Here is a 17,193-nt window from a genome sequence, read left to right as displayed (position 1 = left end):
TTCAGCCGCCCGTTTGGTAAAAGGCTCTGCTTGAAGTTTCGTTTGCCACTCCCGCTTCCCATCTGTTTTTTTCGGGTTTGTTTTGAAGCACCTTGCGTAAAATTTCGCTTGCACCCTTTACATCGCCCGCTTTTACGGCGTCTTTGATACTCATAGCATCTTCAAAATACAAGCACGGTATCAAAAACCCTTCGGCTGTTAAGCGAATTCTATTGCAACTCTCGCAGAAGTCATGCTTGTGCGGATCTATGATGCCGAATTTATATCCATCCTCAAGCATATATATACTAGCAGGGCTTGTAGGTAGCTTGCCATCGCTTGTAATTTTATATTTTTGTCCGATAACGTCTAAAATTTCAGCCGCTTTCATGCCCTTAAGCTCGTCGTCTGCGTGCATGTTTTCCATGTATTCGATAAAGCGAATTTGACAACCTCTGCTCTTTGCAAACTCAAGCAAGCTTACCAGTTCATCGTCATTTACGCCTTTTAGGGCGACGGTATTTATCTTTACTTTAAGTCCTGCGTCAAGTGCGGCTTCAAAACCTGTCAAAACTTCGTGAAGCACGCTTTTTTGCGCGATAAATTTGGCTTTTTCGATTTTGAGGCTATCAAGCGACATGTTTAGTCTTTTAAGCCCAGCATCTTTAAGCGATCTTGCGTAGTGCTTTAGCATGTAGCCGTTTGTAGTAAGGGCTAAATCTATGTCGTTTTTATAATCGTGTATCATCCTTATGAAGCTGTCAAGATCTTTTCTTAAAAGCGGTTCGCCACCTGTTATTCGGATCTTTTTTACACCCTCGTCAATTGCGACTTTGACAAATAAAAACAGCTCCTCAAAGCTAAGCAAATTCTCTTTTGGTGTCCATTCAAAAGGGGTTTTTGGCATACAGTATTTGCATCTAAAATTACAGCGTTGTGTTACTGAAATGCGCAGATAATCAACAACTCGTCCATGCCCGTCTATTAACATCTTTCACCCTTAAACCGCTCAAAAATTGAGCAAAATTTATGAGTATTATATGTGGCTTAGCTTTATTTTTTTTTAAATTTGACCTATTTTTGTGATGTTTATTTTTTATATTTTATATGTGTGATTAGTATTTTTTATATTAAATGAGTCTGTTTAGCTTTAAGACAAGTTCGACTTTACCGACTCCAACGCGTAAGCTTTTAGCTATGCTTTCTATGCTTTTGCCGGTGTTGTATAGATCAATGATACGCATCTCATCGCTTTCTTCGCCAAAAGATGAAATTTTATTTATATCTTTTGTGCGCTCTTCAAGAGAATAAAGCCTATTTTGCTGCTCGACTTGAAAATTTCCTATCGACTCTTCGATACTTTGTAAAGTTTTAATGATAGGCGTGATTTTAGAGTTTATTACGTTGTTTAGTCTTTGCTCCAGTCTACCTTCTATCTCTTCTGCGTCAAGATCTGCGATGCCTGAGGTTTCTATATTTTTAAGCTGTTTTTTTATCAGGTGATTTTCTTGTATGACGCTTTCGATTACCTTTTCATAGCGAGCGAATTTTTTTGAAGCCTCGGCATCTTTTACGAGTATAAGTATAAAAAGAATGAGTAAAACCAAGCCAAATCCGCTGTAAATTAAGATTTCATTATCCATTTGTTCCCTTTAATTCGCGTATCATCACGCGCTCTCTAGCGGTTACATAGCCGTTGTAGTCGCTCTCGTCACTTTCGTGCATTCTAGTTATCCTTGCCGTTTTTTCATCAACCGCTTCAAAATATATCGCCACATCTCGTTTTGGAAATATAGGCATTGAAATTCTAGCGTAATAATTGCTATTTGGCTTAAATTTAGCCTCTTTTATCGCAAAATTTTCAAAACCTATGCCCTCTATCACCGAGCTTTCATTAAGCTTAAGCTTTAAAATTTTTTCGTTTTTCAAATACGCATTTAGCTCGTCAAATTTGCGGTGAAGTTCTGTTATGAGCGTTAGCAATACTTGATCGCTCTCTTTGGTTTCGCCCTTTGCTTTAGCGCGCTTTAGCCACTGTCCCAGCGGATCGTCCTCGCTTCCGCTTAGCTTATCGAATTCAATCGCAAATTCATCTTTTCTATCTAAAATTTCTTCAAAAACGATATCTAAATTTGCAGGATAAAGCCTCATAAATCTATCCATATAAATATAAAAAACATAATTCCAAGATAGCCGTTTAGCGTGAAAAAGGCTCTATCTATCTTGCTAAAATCCTTGCGAACGATTTTGTGTTCGGCAAATAAAATCACTCCGCTTAATAAAACCCCAACAAATGCCCAAGTGCGCAAATTTGCAGCCCAAGCAAAGAGTAGCCAAAACAAAACCGCATTTACATGAAAAAGTGCGGAGATAAACATCGTAGCTTTTTGCCCGTAAATGGAAGGTATGCTAAAAAGCCCCTTTTGCTTATCAAATTCCATATCTTGAAGCGAATAAAGCAGGTCAAATCCCGCCACCCAAAACATCACTCCAAGGCACAGTAGCGCGCTCCAAAGCGGTATGCTCGCACTTATCGCCACCGCTCCTGCGATCGGAGCTAAACCAAGCGATAAACCAAGCACCAAATGCGCAAGCTCGCTGAAGCGCTTAAAGAGCGAATATCCGCCAAGAATGATTAAAATCGGAAAAGATAGCCAAAATGCAAGATCGTTTATAAGCCAAGCGACTATGACAAAGATCGCCGCATTTGCGATGATAAAAACAAGCAAATTCCCCCTGCCTATGCGTCCGTCAACGCTTGGACGATTTGCCGTGCGAGGGTTTAGCTTGTCGATATCTTCATCCATGTAGCGGTTAAAAGCCATTGCGAAATTTCTGGCACTTACCGCGCAGATTATGCCTAAAATCAACAGCTTCCAGCCAAACCAAGCCGAGTTATTTATCTGTTTGCTTGCAACTATCATCGCCGTAAAGATAAACGGCAACGCAAAAATAGAGTGCTTAAATACGATTAGTTCGCCGATATCTTTTAGTGTCGTTAGAAATTTTTGCATATTTTTCCATAAATTTAAGTTTGGCGTTATTTTATCTTAAATTACAAAAATTTGCTAAAATTAAGCCGCTCAAGATAAATTTAAAGGAAAACCTATGAAAGACGTAGTGGTTATAGGAAGCGGAATTTCAGGGCTTTTTAGCGCTTATTGGTGTGTTAAAAACTCTCTTAGCGTAAGCGTGGTATCTAAATCGCAAAAGCCTAAAACTAACGGCTTAAATACGCTAAATTTATTTTTAGGCGCACATCGAAGTTTGTTTGACGAAGTTTTAAAATTTGCTAGAGGAGACGGCTTTGTAGGGTTTAAAAATTTAGCCGATAAAGCGTTTTTAAATTGGCTTTTAAAATTTGGCGTAAATCAAACTAGACCTAGTAAAAAGCTTGAAATTTTAACTCGTAGATACGGATTAAAAAGTTATGAAATTTACCAAAATTTAGCAAGCGAAATAGGGGAATTTGAATTTGAAAACAGAGGCGAAGCGCTTGTGTTTTTTGACGATAAAAAATACAAATTCATGCTTGAAAATATAAAATTTAACGATGAAAATTTCGAAATTTTAGATATACACGACGAAAATACTTTGGGTCTTGTTAAAAACGGCGTAAAGGGAGCTTTAAATTTAAAGAAAAACGCAAGACTGGATGCGCAAAAACTATATGAAAATTTAAAAGCGTTTTTAGAGCGAAGCGGAGTTGCTTTTATAACCGATGAGATTGTTGATTACGAAGTTGGTGCAGATGGCGTAAGATCGGTAATCGGAAGGCTTGGCAGATATGAGGCAGGCAGCTTCATCCAAGCAAGCGGAGATGATAAGAATTTGGTTAAAAAATTAGGCGTGAATTTCGATCTCATTAGTGCGAAAATTTATGAAGTAAGTTTTGAAGCAAATGAGGATATATCGCCTAAAATGCCGCTTATGATTGATGATTTCGGATTGAATATAGATGCTAAAAACGGTCTTGTAAACATCGTTACAAAGCCTCAAATAAATGCAAAAGATGCGCTTGTGGATATAAAAGAGATAAATGAAAATTTAGCCAAGCTAAAGCCTTATACTTCATTTTTTGAGCTTAAAAATCCGACTTTTAAGGCTAAAAATTTAGCGTTTACGCCCAATTCGCTGCCGATATTTGGACGCGATGAGAGTTATAAAAATCTGCTTTATATAAGCGGTTTTGGGCTAAATGAGAGCCTATTTGCTCCGTGCGTTTCTCAAATTTTAACTGATATGATAGTGCGTGGCGTCTCAAATGAAAATAGCGATGACGTGCTGCTTTTTTCAGGAATTTACGCTTGAAAGAACTTGCTATCATAGGCGCTACGGCAAGCGGCAAGACAGATCTTGCGCTTAAGCTTGCAAGCGAGTTTAACGGCATTATCTTAAGTCTTGACTCGCTTTGCGTCTATAAAGAGATCAATATCGCAAGTGCAAAGCCAAGCGAGGCAGAGCTTGCTAGCGTGAGGCATTTTGGGATAAATTTGATATATCCAAACGAACATTTTGACGTTGGGATGTTTTTTGAGGTTTATAAGCAAGCCCGTGCATTTGCTTTAGAAAACGGCAAAAAATTATTTATAACGGGTGGAAGCGGATTTTATCTAAAATCCTTAATCTCGGGACTCTCGCCGAAATTTGAGCGACTTGAAAGCGGACTTAGTAACGCTGAAATTTACGAATTTGTAAGTAAGACAGATCCCGTTTTTGCCGCTAAATTTAGCCAAAATGACACATATAGGCTAAATAAATGGCTTGAAATTTACGTTCATATTTTAAAGACTGAAAATCCCGTCCAAGAGCTTGGGCTTGAAAATTTGATTAAAATCGTGCAGGGTAAGGCGGTGCAAAACTTGCAAATTTCAACCGCTCCAAGTGTTTATTTGCAAAAAAATACTTATGAGCCTATCATCTCAAATTTAAAGATTTTTGAGATGGTTTGGGAGAGGGAAATTTTGCGTCAGCGCATAAAAATTCGCACAGAAAATATGCTTGAAAAAGGGCTTTTAGCTGAGGCGAAATTTCTTTTTGAAAAGTACCCTAGCGAGCCAAAACCGCTTAAGTCAATCGGGCTTAAAGAGTGCGGCGAGTTTTTAAAAGGCAAGATCAATGAAAGCGAGCTTTTTGAGCTGATTTCAACGCATACGGCTCAGCTTGCCAAGCGTCAGCGCACCTTTAATCGCTCGCAATTTGAAAAGAAATTTAGCGGCTCTATCCAAGAGTGCGAAACAAAAATTCGCGAATTTTTAAGCTGATTTAAAATTTGCGGCTAAAATTGCCATAAAATCACAAGTAAAAAAAGGAAAAATTTGCTAGTTCATATCTGCTGTTCTGTCGATAGCCACTACTTTTTGCGCCGTTTGCGCGAGGACTTTCCAGGTGAAGAGCTGATCGGCTATTTTTACGATCCAAACATCCATCCATATAGCGAATTTTTGATGCGCTACGAGGATGTTAAGCGCTCGTGCGACGCTATGGATATCAAGCTGATATGCGGAGAATACGACTATGAAAGCTGGCTTGCTGGAACCAAGGGGCTTGAGGATGAGCCTGAAAAAGGCAAGCGTTGTAAATACTGCTTTGATTTTCGCGTGGGAAGCTCGGCTGCTAAGGCGATTGAGCTTGGGCAAAAGTCCGTTACAACTACGCTTTTAATGAGTCCAAAGAAGGATTTTAGCCAGCTTGAAGCTTCGCTAAAAGAGGCGGTAAGCGGCTATGATCTTGAAGCTGTGGCGGTTGATTACCGAAAAAATGGCGGCACGAACGAGCAGTTTGAACTTGCTAAAAAAGATAAGCTCTATCATCAAAATTACTGTGGATGTATCTTTGGTCTTAGTAAGCAGAGAGAAGCGCAAAATTTGCCGTTAAGCGAGCTTGCAAGCGAGATAAACGGACGCGTTTTACCCGGCAGCATCGAAGAGCGGCTTGAGCTTTATAAAAGAGTGCGAGAGTGCGAAGAAAAGGGCGTGAAATTTCATCTTTCGCGCAAATATTTTTTAAACTACCGACTGCTTAGGGGATTTGTTAGAGTTGGCGGCGAAGTTGCGCCTAGCTACTTTTTGCTCTACTCAAATTTTAAGCGTGCAAGCGTGAAATTTAGTGTAAGCAAGGCAAAAGATCTGCTTGATGAGCTTCGAGATGGGGTAACGATGATGAATTTAGCTAAATTTAATGAAATTACGGGGCGTAAATACACTAGCGTTAGCGAGCTTTGCAAAAATCCGCCAAGCGTGGAGGCTGAGCTAAATTTAAGACGAGAAATTTGCGGGGATTTTAGCCAAAATCCAATAATCGTGCTTGATCAAATTTTAGAGGGTAGATATGAAATTTATGGCAAAAGCGTAACTTATAACGACAGCAGGGAAATTTTGGTTTTAGAGTGAATTAATGCTTAAAATTCGGCTTAAAATTTCCTGCTTAAAAAGCTAAAATTCAACTCAATAATCTTTCTCTTAGCAAAAATTAGCTAAAATCGGGTCTATATTTTAATAATTAAGGCTTAGTAGTGATAGACATAATGCAAATTCAAAAGATACTTCCGCATAGATATCCGTTTTTACTCATCGATAGAGTCGTAGAAATCGAGCCCGCAAAACACATAGTGGCTTATAAAAACGTAACAATCGGCGAACCGGTTTTCCAAGGACACTTCCCCGATCATCCGATATATCCGGGTGTAATGATAATAGAAGGCATGGCGCAAGCGGGCGGAGTGCTCGCGTTTAAGAGTATGAGCGATGAACATCAGGCGGGCATTGAAAATAAGGTTGTCTATTTTATGAGCATAGATCGCGCGAAATTTCGCCATCCGATCCGCCCTGGCGACAGGCTGGAGTACCGCCTTGAAGTGCTAAAACACAAAGGAAATATCTGGGTGCTTGACGGCAAGGCTTATGTGGACGGAGTGCTTGCTTGCGAGGCGGAGTTAAAAGCCATGATAGTTGATAAGTAAGAAAAGTAGATAAATAGGCGAAATTTGATGAAAAATATCCATAAAACGGCGGTCATAGAAGACGGCGCCAAGATCGGCGAAGACGCGATAATTGAAGCCTATGCCTATGTCGGAAAGGACGCGGTGCTTGGTAACGGCGTGCTGGTTAAGCAGGGTGCCAGAATCGTGGGAGATACTCATATAGGCGATTTTAGTAAAATTTATAGCTACGCGATCGTAGGCGACATACCTCAAGATATCAGCTATAAACCTGAAAGCAATACAGGCGTGCGCATAGGAAAGAATGCCACAATCCGTGAATTTTGCACGATAAATTCGGGCACGCATAAAGGTGATGGACTAACTAGAATCGGTGATAGTGCATTTATCATGGCGTATTGCCACATAGCGCATGACTGTATAATCGGCAGCAACGTAATCCTAGCAAACAACGCTACTTTAGCCGGACACGTTGAGATGGGAGATTTTGCGGTAGTTGGCGGACTAACTCCCGTGCATCAGTTCGTGCGAATCGGCGAAAGCTGCATGATCGCAGGCGCAAGCGCGCTTAGTCAAGATGTGGTGCCGTTTTGTCTAGCAGAGGGCAATAGAGCTTACATAAGAGGGCTAAATTTGGTTGGAATTCGCAGAAGATTTGATAAAGAAAATGTAGAAGAGATAAATAGGGCTTATAAATTTTTATTTAGACACGAAGGCGGGTTAAAAGAGGCTGCAAGCGAGCTTATGCAAACCCAAAATAACGAAAATGTAAAAAAAATGTGCGAATTTATATTAAGCACGACGCGGGGAATTCCGCTGGCAAAAGGAAGAGAATAATGGCGAAAAAGTGTAATTTCTGTGGCGAAGTCGAGTCAAACGACAGAAGGTTGTTGTCTGATATACAAGGACACGCTTTCATATGCGAATACTGCATAAATGCCGCTTACAATATGATTTATGGCGATACCAGCCTTGAAAAAAGCGAAGAAATTTTAAAGCATGATTATAAAAATTTGACTCCAAAAGAGTTAAAAGAGGTGCTTGACGGTTATGTTGTCGGTCAAGATAAGGCAAAAAAGGTATTTAGCGTAGGTGTTTATAATCACTATAAGAGAATTTTCAAACAGAGCGAGATTGAAGATGATACCGAAATTTCAAAGTCAAATATCTTGCTTGTAGGACCTACGGGAAGCGGTAAAACGCTTATGGCTCAGACTCTGGCTAAATTTCTTGACGTGCCTATCGCAATTTGTGACGCGACAAGCTTAACTGAGGCCGGATACGTGGGCGAAGACGTGGAAAACATCTTAACAAGACTGCTTCAGGCGGCTGACGGCGATGTAAAAAGAGCTGAGCAGGGGATTGTGTTTGTAGATGAGATCGATAAGATAGCCAGAATGAGCGAAAATCGCTCGATAACGCGCGATGTTTCGGGCGAAGGCGTGCAGCAAGCGCTTCTTAAGATAATCGAAGGAAGCGTTGTAAATATCCCTCCAAAAGGCGGTAGAAAACATCCTAATCAAGAGTTTATCCAGATAGATACTTCAAACATCTTGTTTGTTTGCGGCGGCGCATTTGACGGGCTTAGCGATATAGTCGAGCGCAGGATAGGCAAAAACGTGCTTGGCTTTAATCAAGATAAACGTAGCAAAGAGGAGAGGTCGAATTTATTGCATTTACTTGAGCCTGATGATTTGGTGCATTTTGGGCTTATCCCAGAACTAATCGGAAGGCTTCATGTAGTAGCAACGCTTAACGAGATCACCAAAGATGATATGGTGAGAATTCTTACCGAGCCGAAAAATGCGATTTTAAAGCAGTATCAAAAGCTTTTTGCTATCGATAAGGCGACGCTTAAATTTGACGATGAGGCGCTTAAGGAAGTTGCGGGGCTTGCCATTGAGCGAAAAACCGGGGCAAGAGGTCTTAGAAGTATAATGGAAGAGGTTATGATAGATATCATGTATGAGCTTCCTGACCTTGGCGGATATGAGGTAGTGATAACAAAAGATGTCGTAAACGGCGATGCTAAGCCGATTTTAGTCAAACAAAACAAACTAAGTGCATAATATAAAAGGTAGAAGATGATTTTAGATCAAATTATTGGATTTTTCTCAAGTGATATGGGTATAGATTTGGGCACGGCAAACACGCTTGTCTTGGTAAAAGATAAAGGTATCATCATAAATGAACCTTCGGTTGTCGCCGTGCAGCGTGAAAAATACGGTAAGCAAAAAATTTTAGCCGTAGGGCACGAGGCTAAGGATATGGTCGGTAAGACTCCGGGCGATATAGAGGCTATAAGACCTATGAGAGACGGCGTTATAGCGGATTTTGACATGACTGAAAAGATGATAAGGTATTTTATAGAAAAGACTCACAGACGCAAAAGCTTCATCCGCCCGCGTATCATCATATCAGTTCCTTACGGACTAACTCAAGTTGAAAGAAAAGCCGTTCGTGAAAGCGCTCTAAGCGCAGGCGCTAGGGAGGTCTTTTTGATAGAAGAGCCTATGGCTGCGGCAATAGGAGCAAATTTGCCGGTTCGCGAGCCACAAGGAAATTTGGTTGTGGATATCGGCGGCGGAACGACTGAAATCGGCGTAGTTTCACTTGGTGGCTTGGTTATAAGCAAATCAATCCGAACCGCAGGCGATAAGCTAGATACGAGCATAGTAAATTACGTAAAAGAAAAATACAATCTTCTAATCGGTGAAAGAGCCGGCGAAGACATTAAAATAAGCGTAGGTTCTGCTATCCAGCTTCCTCAGGAGCTTTCAATCGTAGTAAAAGGACGCGATCAGATAAGCGGTCTTTTAAGCAGGATAGAACTAACAAGCGAAGATGTACGTGAGGCGATGAGAGAGCCGCTTAAAGAGATAGCGGATGCCTTAAAAACCGTGCTTGAGATGATGCCGCCTGATCTTGCGGGCGATATCGTAGAAAACGGTGTCGTGCTAACCGGCGGCGGCGCTTTGATAAGAGGTATAGACAAGTATCTAGCCGACATCGTGAAGCTTCCTGTATTTGTCGCGGACGAGCCTTTGATGGCGGTTGCAAGAGGCACGGGCAGAGCGCTTGAAGAGATCGGCTTGCTTCAGCAGCTAACAAATGAAGAGTAAAATTTTATTTGTTTTTATAATTGGTTTTTTGGTGTCGGCTTCTCTTTATAAGAGCGAGCTTATCACCAAGGAAGTTATAAATTTTAATAGCTCTATCGTTAAAATTTACGATGATAGCGTTAATTTTATAAGAGATAGTGTAAATGAGTATTTTAGACAAAAAGAAGAAATTCTATCCCTCAGAGCTCAAAACGCGGAGCTTGAAAAATCAGCCGTTTTGCTTGCGAATTTCGCAAATGAATTAAATGAAATTTTGCTTGATAAGAACTCAAGCGTTTATGAGCCGAAAATTCAGCTCGTTCGGGCTTTAAGTTACGTTAATATAAGCGATTATAATAAAATTTGGCTGGATAAATTTGAGGATTTTAATAGCTCTAAAATTTACGGACTTATTTATCAGGGCAAAAGTGCCGGTATCGTAGTTTCTAAAGACGATAGGCCTATGGCGCTTTTACAAAACGACCCTAAAAATATATTTGCCGTTTATATAGGTAATGAAAAAATTCCAGGCATAGCTCACGGAAACAAAAACGGACTTATTATCAAATTTATCCCTCAATGGCTTCATCCTAAAGAGGGCGATGAGGTCTATACAAGCGGGCTTGACGGGATATTTTTTAGCGGAATTTCGGTAGGAAAAGTTACAAAAGTTATAGAAGAGAGTTTGTATAAAAGCGTTTTGGTCGAACCATACGCAAAAGTTACCATCCCATCATATTTGTATGTTGTTATAAAGGAAAAATAATGCCAAAAAGAGAAGATATAAATACTATTTTGTTGATCGGCTCAGGCCCTATCGTGATCGGTCAGGCTTGCGAATTTGACTACTCGGGCACTCAAGCGGCTAAGACGCTAAAAGAGCTTGGCTACCGCGTTGTGCTTATCAACTCAAACCCTGCTACCATAATGACGGATCCGGATTTTGCGCATGCAACTTACGTAGAGCCTATAACAAAAGAAAGCATTAAAAGAATAATACAAAAAGAAAAGGTCGATGCCATACTTCCTACTATGGGCGGGCAGGTTGCTCTTAATGTAGCTATGGAGCTTTATGAATCGGGCATGCTTGATGGGGTTAAATTTCTTGGTGCAAGACCTGAAGCTATCAAAAAGGGCGAAGACAGACAGGCGTTTAAAGACGCTATGATAAAAATCGGCATGGATCTTCCAAAGAGCCACTACGCATACAGCATGCAAGACGCTATGCAGGCGGCGTCAATGATAGGTTTTCCTATTATTATCCGCGCAAGCTATACTCTTGGAGGTGCGGGAAGCGGTGTGGCTTATAATATCGACGAATTCAAAGAGCTAGCCCAAGCGGGACTTGACGCGAGCCCGATACATGAAATTTTAGTAGAGGAGAGCTTGCTTGGTTGGAAAGAGTACGAAATGGAAGTTATCAGAGATAGAAAAGATAACTGCATTATCGTCTGCTCGATTGAGAATTTCGATCCGATGGGCGTTCATACGGGTGATAGCATAACGGTTGCGCCGGCTTTAACTCTAACGGATAAAGAGTATCAGGTGATGCGTGACGCCAGCTTTAAAATTTTGCGTGAGATCGGCGTAGATACGGGCGGAAGCAACGTTCAGTTTGCGGTAAATCCAAAAGACGGTCGCATGATAGTTATCGAGATGAATCCGCGCGTAAGTCGCAGCTCTGCGCTTGCCAGCAAGGCTACGGGATATCCTATAGCTAAGGTTGCCACACTTCTTGCGGTCGGATTTAGCTTAGATGAGATCAGAAACGACATCACGGGCACGCCTGCTAGTTTTGAGCCTGTGATTGATTATATCGTTACTAAAATTCCTCGCTTTACCTTTGAGAAATTCCCCGGATCAAATCCGCATCTTGGCACCGCTATGAAATCAGTAGGCGAAGTTATGGCGATAGGACGAACCTTTAAAGAGAGTATCCAAAAGGCACTTTGCTCTATGGAGAAGGATTATTTCGGGTTTAATTTTTTAAATTTAGATAGAAACGACCTGATTTACGGGCTTAGAAACGCAAATGAAAGTAGAATTTTATACATAGCTCAAGCTTTTAGAGATGGATTTAGCATGCAGGAAGTGCATGAATTTAGCAAGATAGATCCTTGGTTTTTGGATCAAATTCGTCAAATCGTGGAATTTGAAGATAAGATCGATATGGATATATTAAATGACGAAAACCTGCTTCGCACCGCTAAAACAATGGGCTTTAGCGATAAGATGATAGCTCATCTGATAAATTTAAAAGACAATCTTGAACTAAGCCAAAACGATATATATTTCGCCAGAGAAAAGATGGGCGTTAGGCTTGAATACAACGAAGTAGATACTTGCGCAGGCGAGTTTAAATCAACCACCTCTTATCTATACTCTACGACCAATATAACCAAAATAGACAGCGATGAAAATTTGGACAAGTCCAAAAAAGTTATGATCATAGGCGGCGGACCAAACCGCATAGGTCAAGGCATAGAGTTTGACTACTGCTGCGTGCATGCAAGCTACGCTTTAAGAGATCTTGGCGTAAAAACCATCATGTATAACTGCAACCCCGAAACGGTATCAACCGACTATGATACGAGCGATATACTTTACTTTGAGCCGATTGATTTTGAGCATGTACGCTCAGTCATCGAGCGCGAGAAACCCGATGGAGTGATTGTGCATTTTGGCGGTCAAACTCCGCTAAAATTCGCTAAGCGCCTAAGTATAGCGGGAGCTAAGATTATAGGCACTACCGCGAGGGTTATAGATATCGCCGAAGATAGAAAGAAATTTAGCGAATTTATAAATAAAATCGGCGTAAAACAGCCTACAAACGACACTGCAACCAGTCAGAAAGAAGCCATAGAAAAAGCTAACGCGATCGGCTATCCGGTGCTTGTGCGCCCTAGTTACGTGCTTGGCGGACGAGCCATGAGGCGTGTGCATAGCGAAGATGAGTTAAAGCAATATATGAACGAAGCGGTTAAGGTTAGCAACAACTCTCCCGTACTGCTTGATAAATTCCTTCAAGATGCGACCGAGCTTGACGTGGACGCTATATGCGACGGCAAAGATGTCTATATCGGAGCTATCATGCAGCATATCGAAGAGGCTGGAATTCACTCGGGAGATAGCGCGTGCATACTGCCGCCGATGAGTTTAAGCGCCGAGATGATAAAAAAGGTTGAAGCTCAAACTCGCGATATAGCTCTAAATTTAGGCGTTGTAGGACTTATGAACATACAGTTTGCTATCTATAAAAGCGATCAAAACGATGCCGAGGGCGAGCTTTATATGATCGAAGTAAATCCTCGCGCAAGCCGCACCGTGCCTTTTGTAAGCAAGGCTACGGGAATTCCTATGGCAAAAGTCGCAACGCGCGTGATGTGGCAGGGGAATTTGCGCGAAGCTCTTGAATTTTACGACAGTTACAAAGTGGTGTTTGAAGAAGACGGAATCTTAAAGCCGCGCGTGAAAAATCACGTCTGCGTAAAAGAGGCGGTATTTCCTTTCAATAAGCTAAGCGGAGCTGATTTGATACTTGGTCCTGAGATGAAAAGTACCGGCGAAGTTATGGGCATAAGTAATGATTTTGCAAAGAGTTTTGCCAAGTCTCAAATCGCCGCTAATAACTCATTGCCAACTAGCGGAACGGTCTTTTTAACACTTGCGGATAACGATAAAATCTATGCCGCATCTCTTGCAAACGAGCTTATAAACCTAGGCTTTAATATAATAGCCACCGGTGGAACGCATAAAATTTTAGCAGACAGCGGCATAGAGGCTGAATTCGTCTATAAGATCAGCGAAGGTCGTCCAAGCGTTGAGGACAGGCTTAAAAACGGCGATATCTCGCTTGTGATAAATACCAGCGATAGCAAATCAAATGCCGAGGACGGAAAGAAAATTCGCCAAAATATCTTGCGCTTTAAAATTCCTTATTTTACCACTATCGCCGCTGCACTTGCTGCCGCAAAATCAATTAGAAGCGTTCAAGACGGCTCTGCTCTTGAGGTGAAAAGCCTGCAGGAGTATTTGGGGTAAATCTAACTTGGCAGGTTGATTTCGCCTGCCGATATTTTAAAAAATAGGATTAAAGTCGTTAAATTTATGGGCTGATTTTGGAGAATTTATAAATTACTATGAAGCAAAAAGATTTTGTCATACAAGCTATGCTGAAAAACGGAAATTTAGCCACTCTTTCTCAGCTTTATAAGCTAACCGACGTTAGTTCGTGGCAGACTAAAACGCCTTTTGCTACGATACGCAGGATAGTTCAGACAAATAAAGAGTTTTTTAAAATTCAGCCCGGGCTTTGGGGGCTTAGCGCATTTAAAGATGAAATTTTGTCAAAATTTAATCTAAAAGAAATTGCGACACAGAGCGAATTTACCCACTCTTATTTTCAAGGCATTATCACACAAATTGGAAATTTAAGAAATTTTCATACCTATGTACCGCCACAAGATAAAAATAAATTGTTTGTCGATAAAAAGCTTCACGAAGTAGCTACAGCTAGCGAAATTTATGAATTTTCATATCCGAAAATTATAAAATTTGCCAAAACCATCGATGTGATATGGTTTAACGAGCGCAAGCTGCCCCATTCGTTTTTTGAAGTAGAACATAGCACCGATTTTAAAAATTCTCTTAATAAATTTTATGAGCTTCAAGACTTTAACGCCAAAATGTTTATAGTTGCTAATAAAAATAGACGAGCACAATTTGAAAGCGTAATAGGCGCATCGATATATGAAAGCATAGCAGGTAGTGTGCGTTTTGTCGATTATGACAGCGTAGTAAATCTATATGAAAAAGAAAATTTAAGGGTACAAGTTGGAATTTGAAGTACAAATCACCGAGACTCTTGTAAAAAAGATCTTTGTTAAAGCTAAAAATAAGGAAGTTGCACGTAAGATCGTAAAATCGGCTTACGAGAAATGCGAAGTGGTTTTAAGTGCGGATGATTTTTATTGTGTGGAGTTTGAAGCCAAAGAGCAATCTAAGCCTGAAATCTAAAATTTAGGTTTTAAATGGGGCCAAATGTAACGAATTTTGATGAGTTTTTGGGACTGCTTAAGAAAACTAATGCGAATTTGAGCTATTTTACCGACTTTGAAAAGTGCGATAAAAATTTGCAATCAGTTTGTATAAAGCTTCATACTCTTAATTTTCTACTCGGTAAAAATGATTTGAAAACAAATATTAACAGACTTTTTAACGAGAACAAAGAGTGCTTTGAAGTGTTAAATTTACTTATAGCGGTTCATAAAGACAATACCGACGTACTTAATAAAAATAACGTTTTAACAAGCGTTAAAGCATATTTTAAAAGTCCTGAAAAAATTTATGAGTTTTTTTGCGAAACTGGACTTGATGAAGTTTTTACGAGCGGAAAAATTAAAAATTTATATGATTATGTATTTGGAGTAGAAGTGGGTCTTGATACTAATGCCCGCAAAAATCGCAGCGGAAAGAATTTCGCTCGGATTATTTCAGAATATTTTAGGAGTGAAAATATTTGTTTTCAAACTGAAGTTAGCAGCCAAGAGCTCAGCTTAAATTTAGGTAGCGATAACAAAGTATTTGACTTTGTAATAAAATCAGATAGCCTAACCTATATGATTGAGACGAATTTTTATAGCGTAGGAGGCTCGAAACTAAATGAGGTAGCAAGAGCTTATACAAAAATCGCTCAAGAAATTTCAAAATTTAACGGATTTGAATTCATCTGGATAACGGATGGGCAAGGCTGGCTAAATGCTAAAAACAAACTTCAAGAAGCCTATGAGAACGTTAAGATTTATAACCTAGCCACGCTTCATCTTTTTGCTCGCGAGATAAAAAATGATAGATAGTATGACAAGCGAGTTTAATCTTATCCAAGGCGATTGCTTTGAAATCTTGCCGAAATTCACAAAAGAATTTGATCTAATCTTTGCCGATCCGCCGTATTTTTTATCAAACGACGGCTTAAGTATCCAAAGCGGGCGGATAGTTAGCGTCAATAAGGGCGCGTGGGATAAGAGTTACGGAATAGACGAGATTGACGGGTTTAACCTAACTTGGTTAAATTTAGCAAAAAATGCGCTAACGGATAATGGGAGCGTGATGATAAGCGGAACGTATCACAATATCTTTTCTATCGGGCGGGCTTTGCAGAAGCTTGATTATAAAATTTTAAATATCATCACATGGCAAAAGACAAATCCGCCGCCAAATTTTAGTTGCAGGTATCTTACCCACTCTACAGAGCAGATCATATGGGCGAGAAAGAGCGAAAAACATAAGCATATCTTTAACTATGAGCTCATGAAAAAGCTAAATAATGATAAGCAGATGAAGGATGTTTGGAGTTTTCCGGCTATTGCGCCTTGGGAGAAAGCTTGCGGTAAACATCCGACGCAAAAACCGCTTTCGCTTTTGGTTAGATTGATATTGATGGCAAGCGTTGAAAATTCCGTCATTTGCGACCCTTTTAGCGGTTCAAGCACAACCGGAATCGCTGCAAATTTACTTGGGCGAAAATTTGTAGGCATAGAAAAAGAGGATGAGTTTATAAAAATTTCTTTGGATAGAAAAAGAGAGTTAGATCAAAATTTGAATAAATTTAAGAGTAAAATTTTCGATTTGAAGCTTATTTCAAAGATAAATTCAAGCCTTATCTAATGTAAATTTATAGATTTAAGCTAGCTATAATTTTACAGCGATAAACTCACAAATAATTTATCTTTAAAGAAAAGGAAAATTTTGATCTACCTAGCGCAAACAGACACTACGGCGGGATTTTTAAGCAAGGATTTTAAGGAGATAAACCGCTTAAAAAACCGCCCTTTGCATAAGCCTTGCCTTATCACTACGTCAAAATTTAGCGAGCTAAAAACTCTTGTGCGGGTTCCTGATAAATTTAAAAATTTGGTGCGCCGAGCAAGAAAAACTACATTTTTATATCCGAATTTAAAGGCCGTGCGGGTTGTCAAAGAGTGTGCGCACGCTAAATTTCTTGATCAAAACGGCTGGTTTTACTCAAGTAGTGCGAATTTAAGCTCGGAGAAATTTGACGAAGTTTGGGCTAGAAGCGTTGCTGATGTCGTTGTCGATGAAAATTTTCAAGAAAATTCAAGCTCGAAAATCTACAAACTCTCAAAAAGAAATTTAAAAAAGATAAGATAGATA

The 17,193-nt window shown here is 40.0% G+C and carries 18 protein-coding genes; 14 read left to right on the top strand and 4 right to left on the bottom strand.

The window, feature by feature from the left end; genetic code table 11:
* Position 1 precedes the first annotated feature (1 nt).
* The 4 genes from moaA to mqnP all read right to left on the bottom strand — a co-directional run bounded on the left by moaA (position 2) and on the right by mqnP (position 2,993).
* Positions 2-970 carry a GTP 3',8-cyclase MoaA gene (gene moaA, locus ACHJH3_RS03050; protein WP_170018830.1) on the bottom strand — a complete coding sequence of 323 codons (969 nt, stop codon included), beginning with the start codon at positions 968-970 and terminating at the stop codon, positions 2-4.
* Positions 971-1,109: 139 nt separating this feature from the next.
* Positions 1,110-1,622, bottom strand: coding sequence for a DUF6115 domain-containing protein (locus tag ACHJH3_RS03045; protein ID WP_407063535.1), 513 nt, complete (start codon positions 1,620-1,622; stop codon positions 1,110-1,112).
* On the bottom strand, positions 1,615-2,130 hold the full coding sequence (locus ACHJH3_RS03040) for a hypothetical protein (RefSeq protein ID WP_407063534.1): 516 nt from the start codon (positions 2,128-2,130) through the stop codon (positions 1,615-1,617). Before ACHJH3_RS03040 ends, ACHJH3_RS03045 begins: the two co-directional genes overlap by 8 nt.
* On the bottom strand, positions 2,127-2,993 hold the full coding sequence (gene mqnP / locus ACHJH3_RS03035) for a menaquinone biosynthesis prenyltransferase MqnP (protein ID WP_407063533.1): 867 nt from the start codon (positions 2,991-2,993) through the stop codon (positions 2,127-2,129). The genes ACHJH3_RS03040 and mqnP overlap by 4 nt, the downstream gene beginning before the upstream one ends.
* A 94-nt stretch (positions 2,994-3,087) precedes the next feature.
* Between mqnP and ACHJH3_RS03030 the strand changes: the two genes are divergently transcribed.
* The 14 genes from ACHJH3_RS03030 (at position 3,088) to ACHJH3_RS02965 (ending at position 17,190) form a co-directional block, all read left to right on the top strand.
* Positions 3,088-4,290: an NAD(P)/FAD-dependent oxidoreductase gene (locus tag ACHJH3_RS03030; RefSeq protein ID WP_407063532.1), complete on the top strand. Its 1,203-nt coding sequence runs from the start codon at positions 3,088-3,090 to the stop codon at positions 4,288-4,290.
* Positions 4,287-5,243, top strand: a complete 957-nt coding sequence (locus ACHJH3_RS03025) for a tRNA (adenosine(37)-N6)-dimethylallyltransferase (RefSeq protein ID WP_407063531.1) — start codon at positions 4,287-4,289, stop codon at positions 5,241-5,243. The genes ACHJH3_RS03030 and ACHJH3_RS03025 overlap by 4 nt, the downstream gene beginning before the upstream one ends.
* A gap of 54 nt (positions 5,244-5,297) precedes the next feature.
* Positions 5,298-6,371, top strand: a complete 1,074-nt coding sequence (locus ACHJH3_RS03020) for an epoxyqueuosine reductase QueH (RefSeq protein WP_407063530.1) — start codon at positions 5,298-5,300, stop codon at positions 6,369-6,371.
* A 122-nt stretch (positions 6,372-6,493) separates the two neighbouring features.
* The gene (gene fabZ / locus ACHJH3_RS03015) at positions 6,494-6,940 is read left to right on the top strand and encodes a 3-hydroxyacyl-ACP dehydratase FabZ (protein WP_172129404.1); all 447 of its coding nucleotides are present in this window, start codon (positions 6,494-6,496) and stop codon (positions 6,938-6,940) included.
* 27 nt (positions 6,941-6,967) lie between these two features.
* Positions 6,968-7,756, top strand: a complete 789-nt coding sequence (lpxA, locus tag ACHJH3_RS03010) for an acyl-ACP--UDP-N-acetylglucosamine O-acyltransferase (protein WP_407063529.1) — start codon at positions 6,968-6,970, stop codon at positions 7,754-7,756.
* Positions 7,756-8,988, top strand: coding sequence for an ATP-dependent Clp protease ATP-binding subunit ClpX (gene clpX, locus ACHJH3_RS03005; RefSeq protein ID WP_407063528.1), 1,233 nt, complete (start codon positions 7,756-7,758; stop codon positions 8,986-8,988). Before lpxA ends, clpX begins: the two co-directional genes overlap by 1 nt.
* A 15-nt stretch (positions 8,989-9,003) precedes the next feature.
* Complete coding sequence (locus ACHJH3_RS03000) at positions 9,004-10,041, top strand: rod shape-determining protein (protein ID WP_169943190.1); 1,038 nt, start codon at positions 9,004-9,006, stop codon at positions 10,039-10,041.
* A complete protein-coding gene (mreC, locus tag ACHJH3_RS02995) occupies positions 10,031-10,786 on the top strand; it encodes a rod shape-determining protein MreC (RefSeq protein ID WP_173031671.1) in 756 nt (251 codons plus the stop codon). Before ACHJH3_RS03000 ends, mreC begins: the two co-directional genes overlap by 11 nt.
* Complete coding sequence (gene carB / locus ACHJH3_RS02990; protein WP_407063527.1) at positions 10,786-14,061, top strand: carbamoyl-phosphate synthase large subunit; 3,276 nt, start codon at positions 10,786-10,788, stop codon at positions 14,059-14,061. Before mreC ends, carB begins: the two co-directional genes overlap by 1 nt.
* Before the next feature lie 98 nt (positions 14,062-14,159).
* The gene (locus ACHJH3_RS02985; RefSeq protein WP_407063526.1) at positions 14,160-14,864 is read left to right on the top strand and encodes a hypothetical protein; all 705 of its coding nucleotides are present in this window, start codon (positions 14,160-14,162) and stop codon (positions 14,862-14,864) included.
* On the top strand, positions 14,854-15,036 hold the full coding sequence (locus ACHJH3_RS02980) for a DpnD/PcfM family protein (RefSeq protein ID WP_169943194.1): 183 nt from the start codon (positions 14,854-14,856) through the stop codon (positions 15,034-15,036). Before ACHJH3_RS02985 ends, ACHJH3_RS02980 begins: the two co-directional genes overlap by 11 nt.
* A 14-nt stretch (positions 15,037-15,050) precedes the next feature.
* Positions 15,051-15,875: a type II restriction endonuclease gene (locus tag ACHJH3_RS02975; protein ID WP_407063525.1), complete on the top strand. Its 825-nt coding sequence runs from the start codon at positions 15,051-15,053 to the stop codon at positions 15,873-15,875.
* On the top strand, positions 15,865-16,686 hold the full coding sequence (locus ACHJH3_RS02970) for a DNA-methyltransferase (protein WP_407063524.1): 822 nt from the start codon (positions 15,865-15,867) through the stop codon (positions 16,684-16,686). Before ACHJH3_RS02975 ends, ACHJH3_RS02970 begins: the two co-directional genes overlap by 11 nt.
* A gap of 81 nt (positions 16,687-16,767) precedes the next feature.
* Entirely contained in the window at positions 16,768-17,190 is a 423-nt protein-coding gene (locus ACHJH3_RS02965; RefSeq protein WP_169942105.1) for a Sua5/YciO/YrdC/YwlC family protein, read from the top strand.
* Positions 17,191-17,193: the final 3 nt, after the last annotated feature.

The organism is Campylobacter canis (assembly GCF_045504005.1).
GTDB classification, from domain to species: domain Bacteria; phylum Campylobacterota; class Campylobacteria; order Campylobacterales; family Campylobacteraceae; genus Campylobacter_A; species Campylobacter_A canis.
This window is presented reverse-complemented; position numbering and strand designations above follow the sequence as displayed.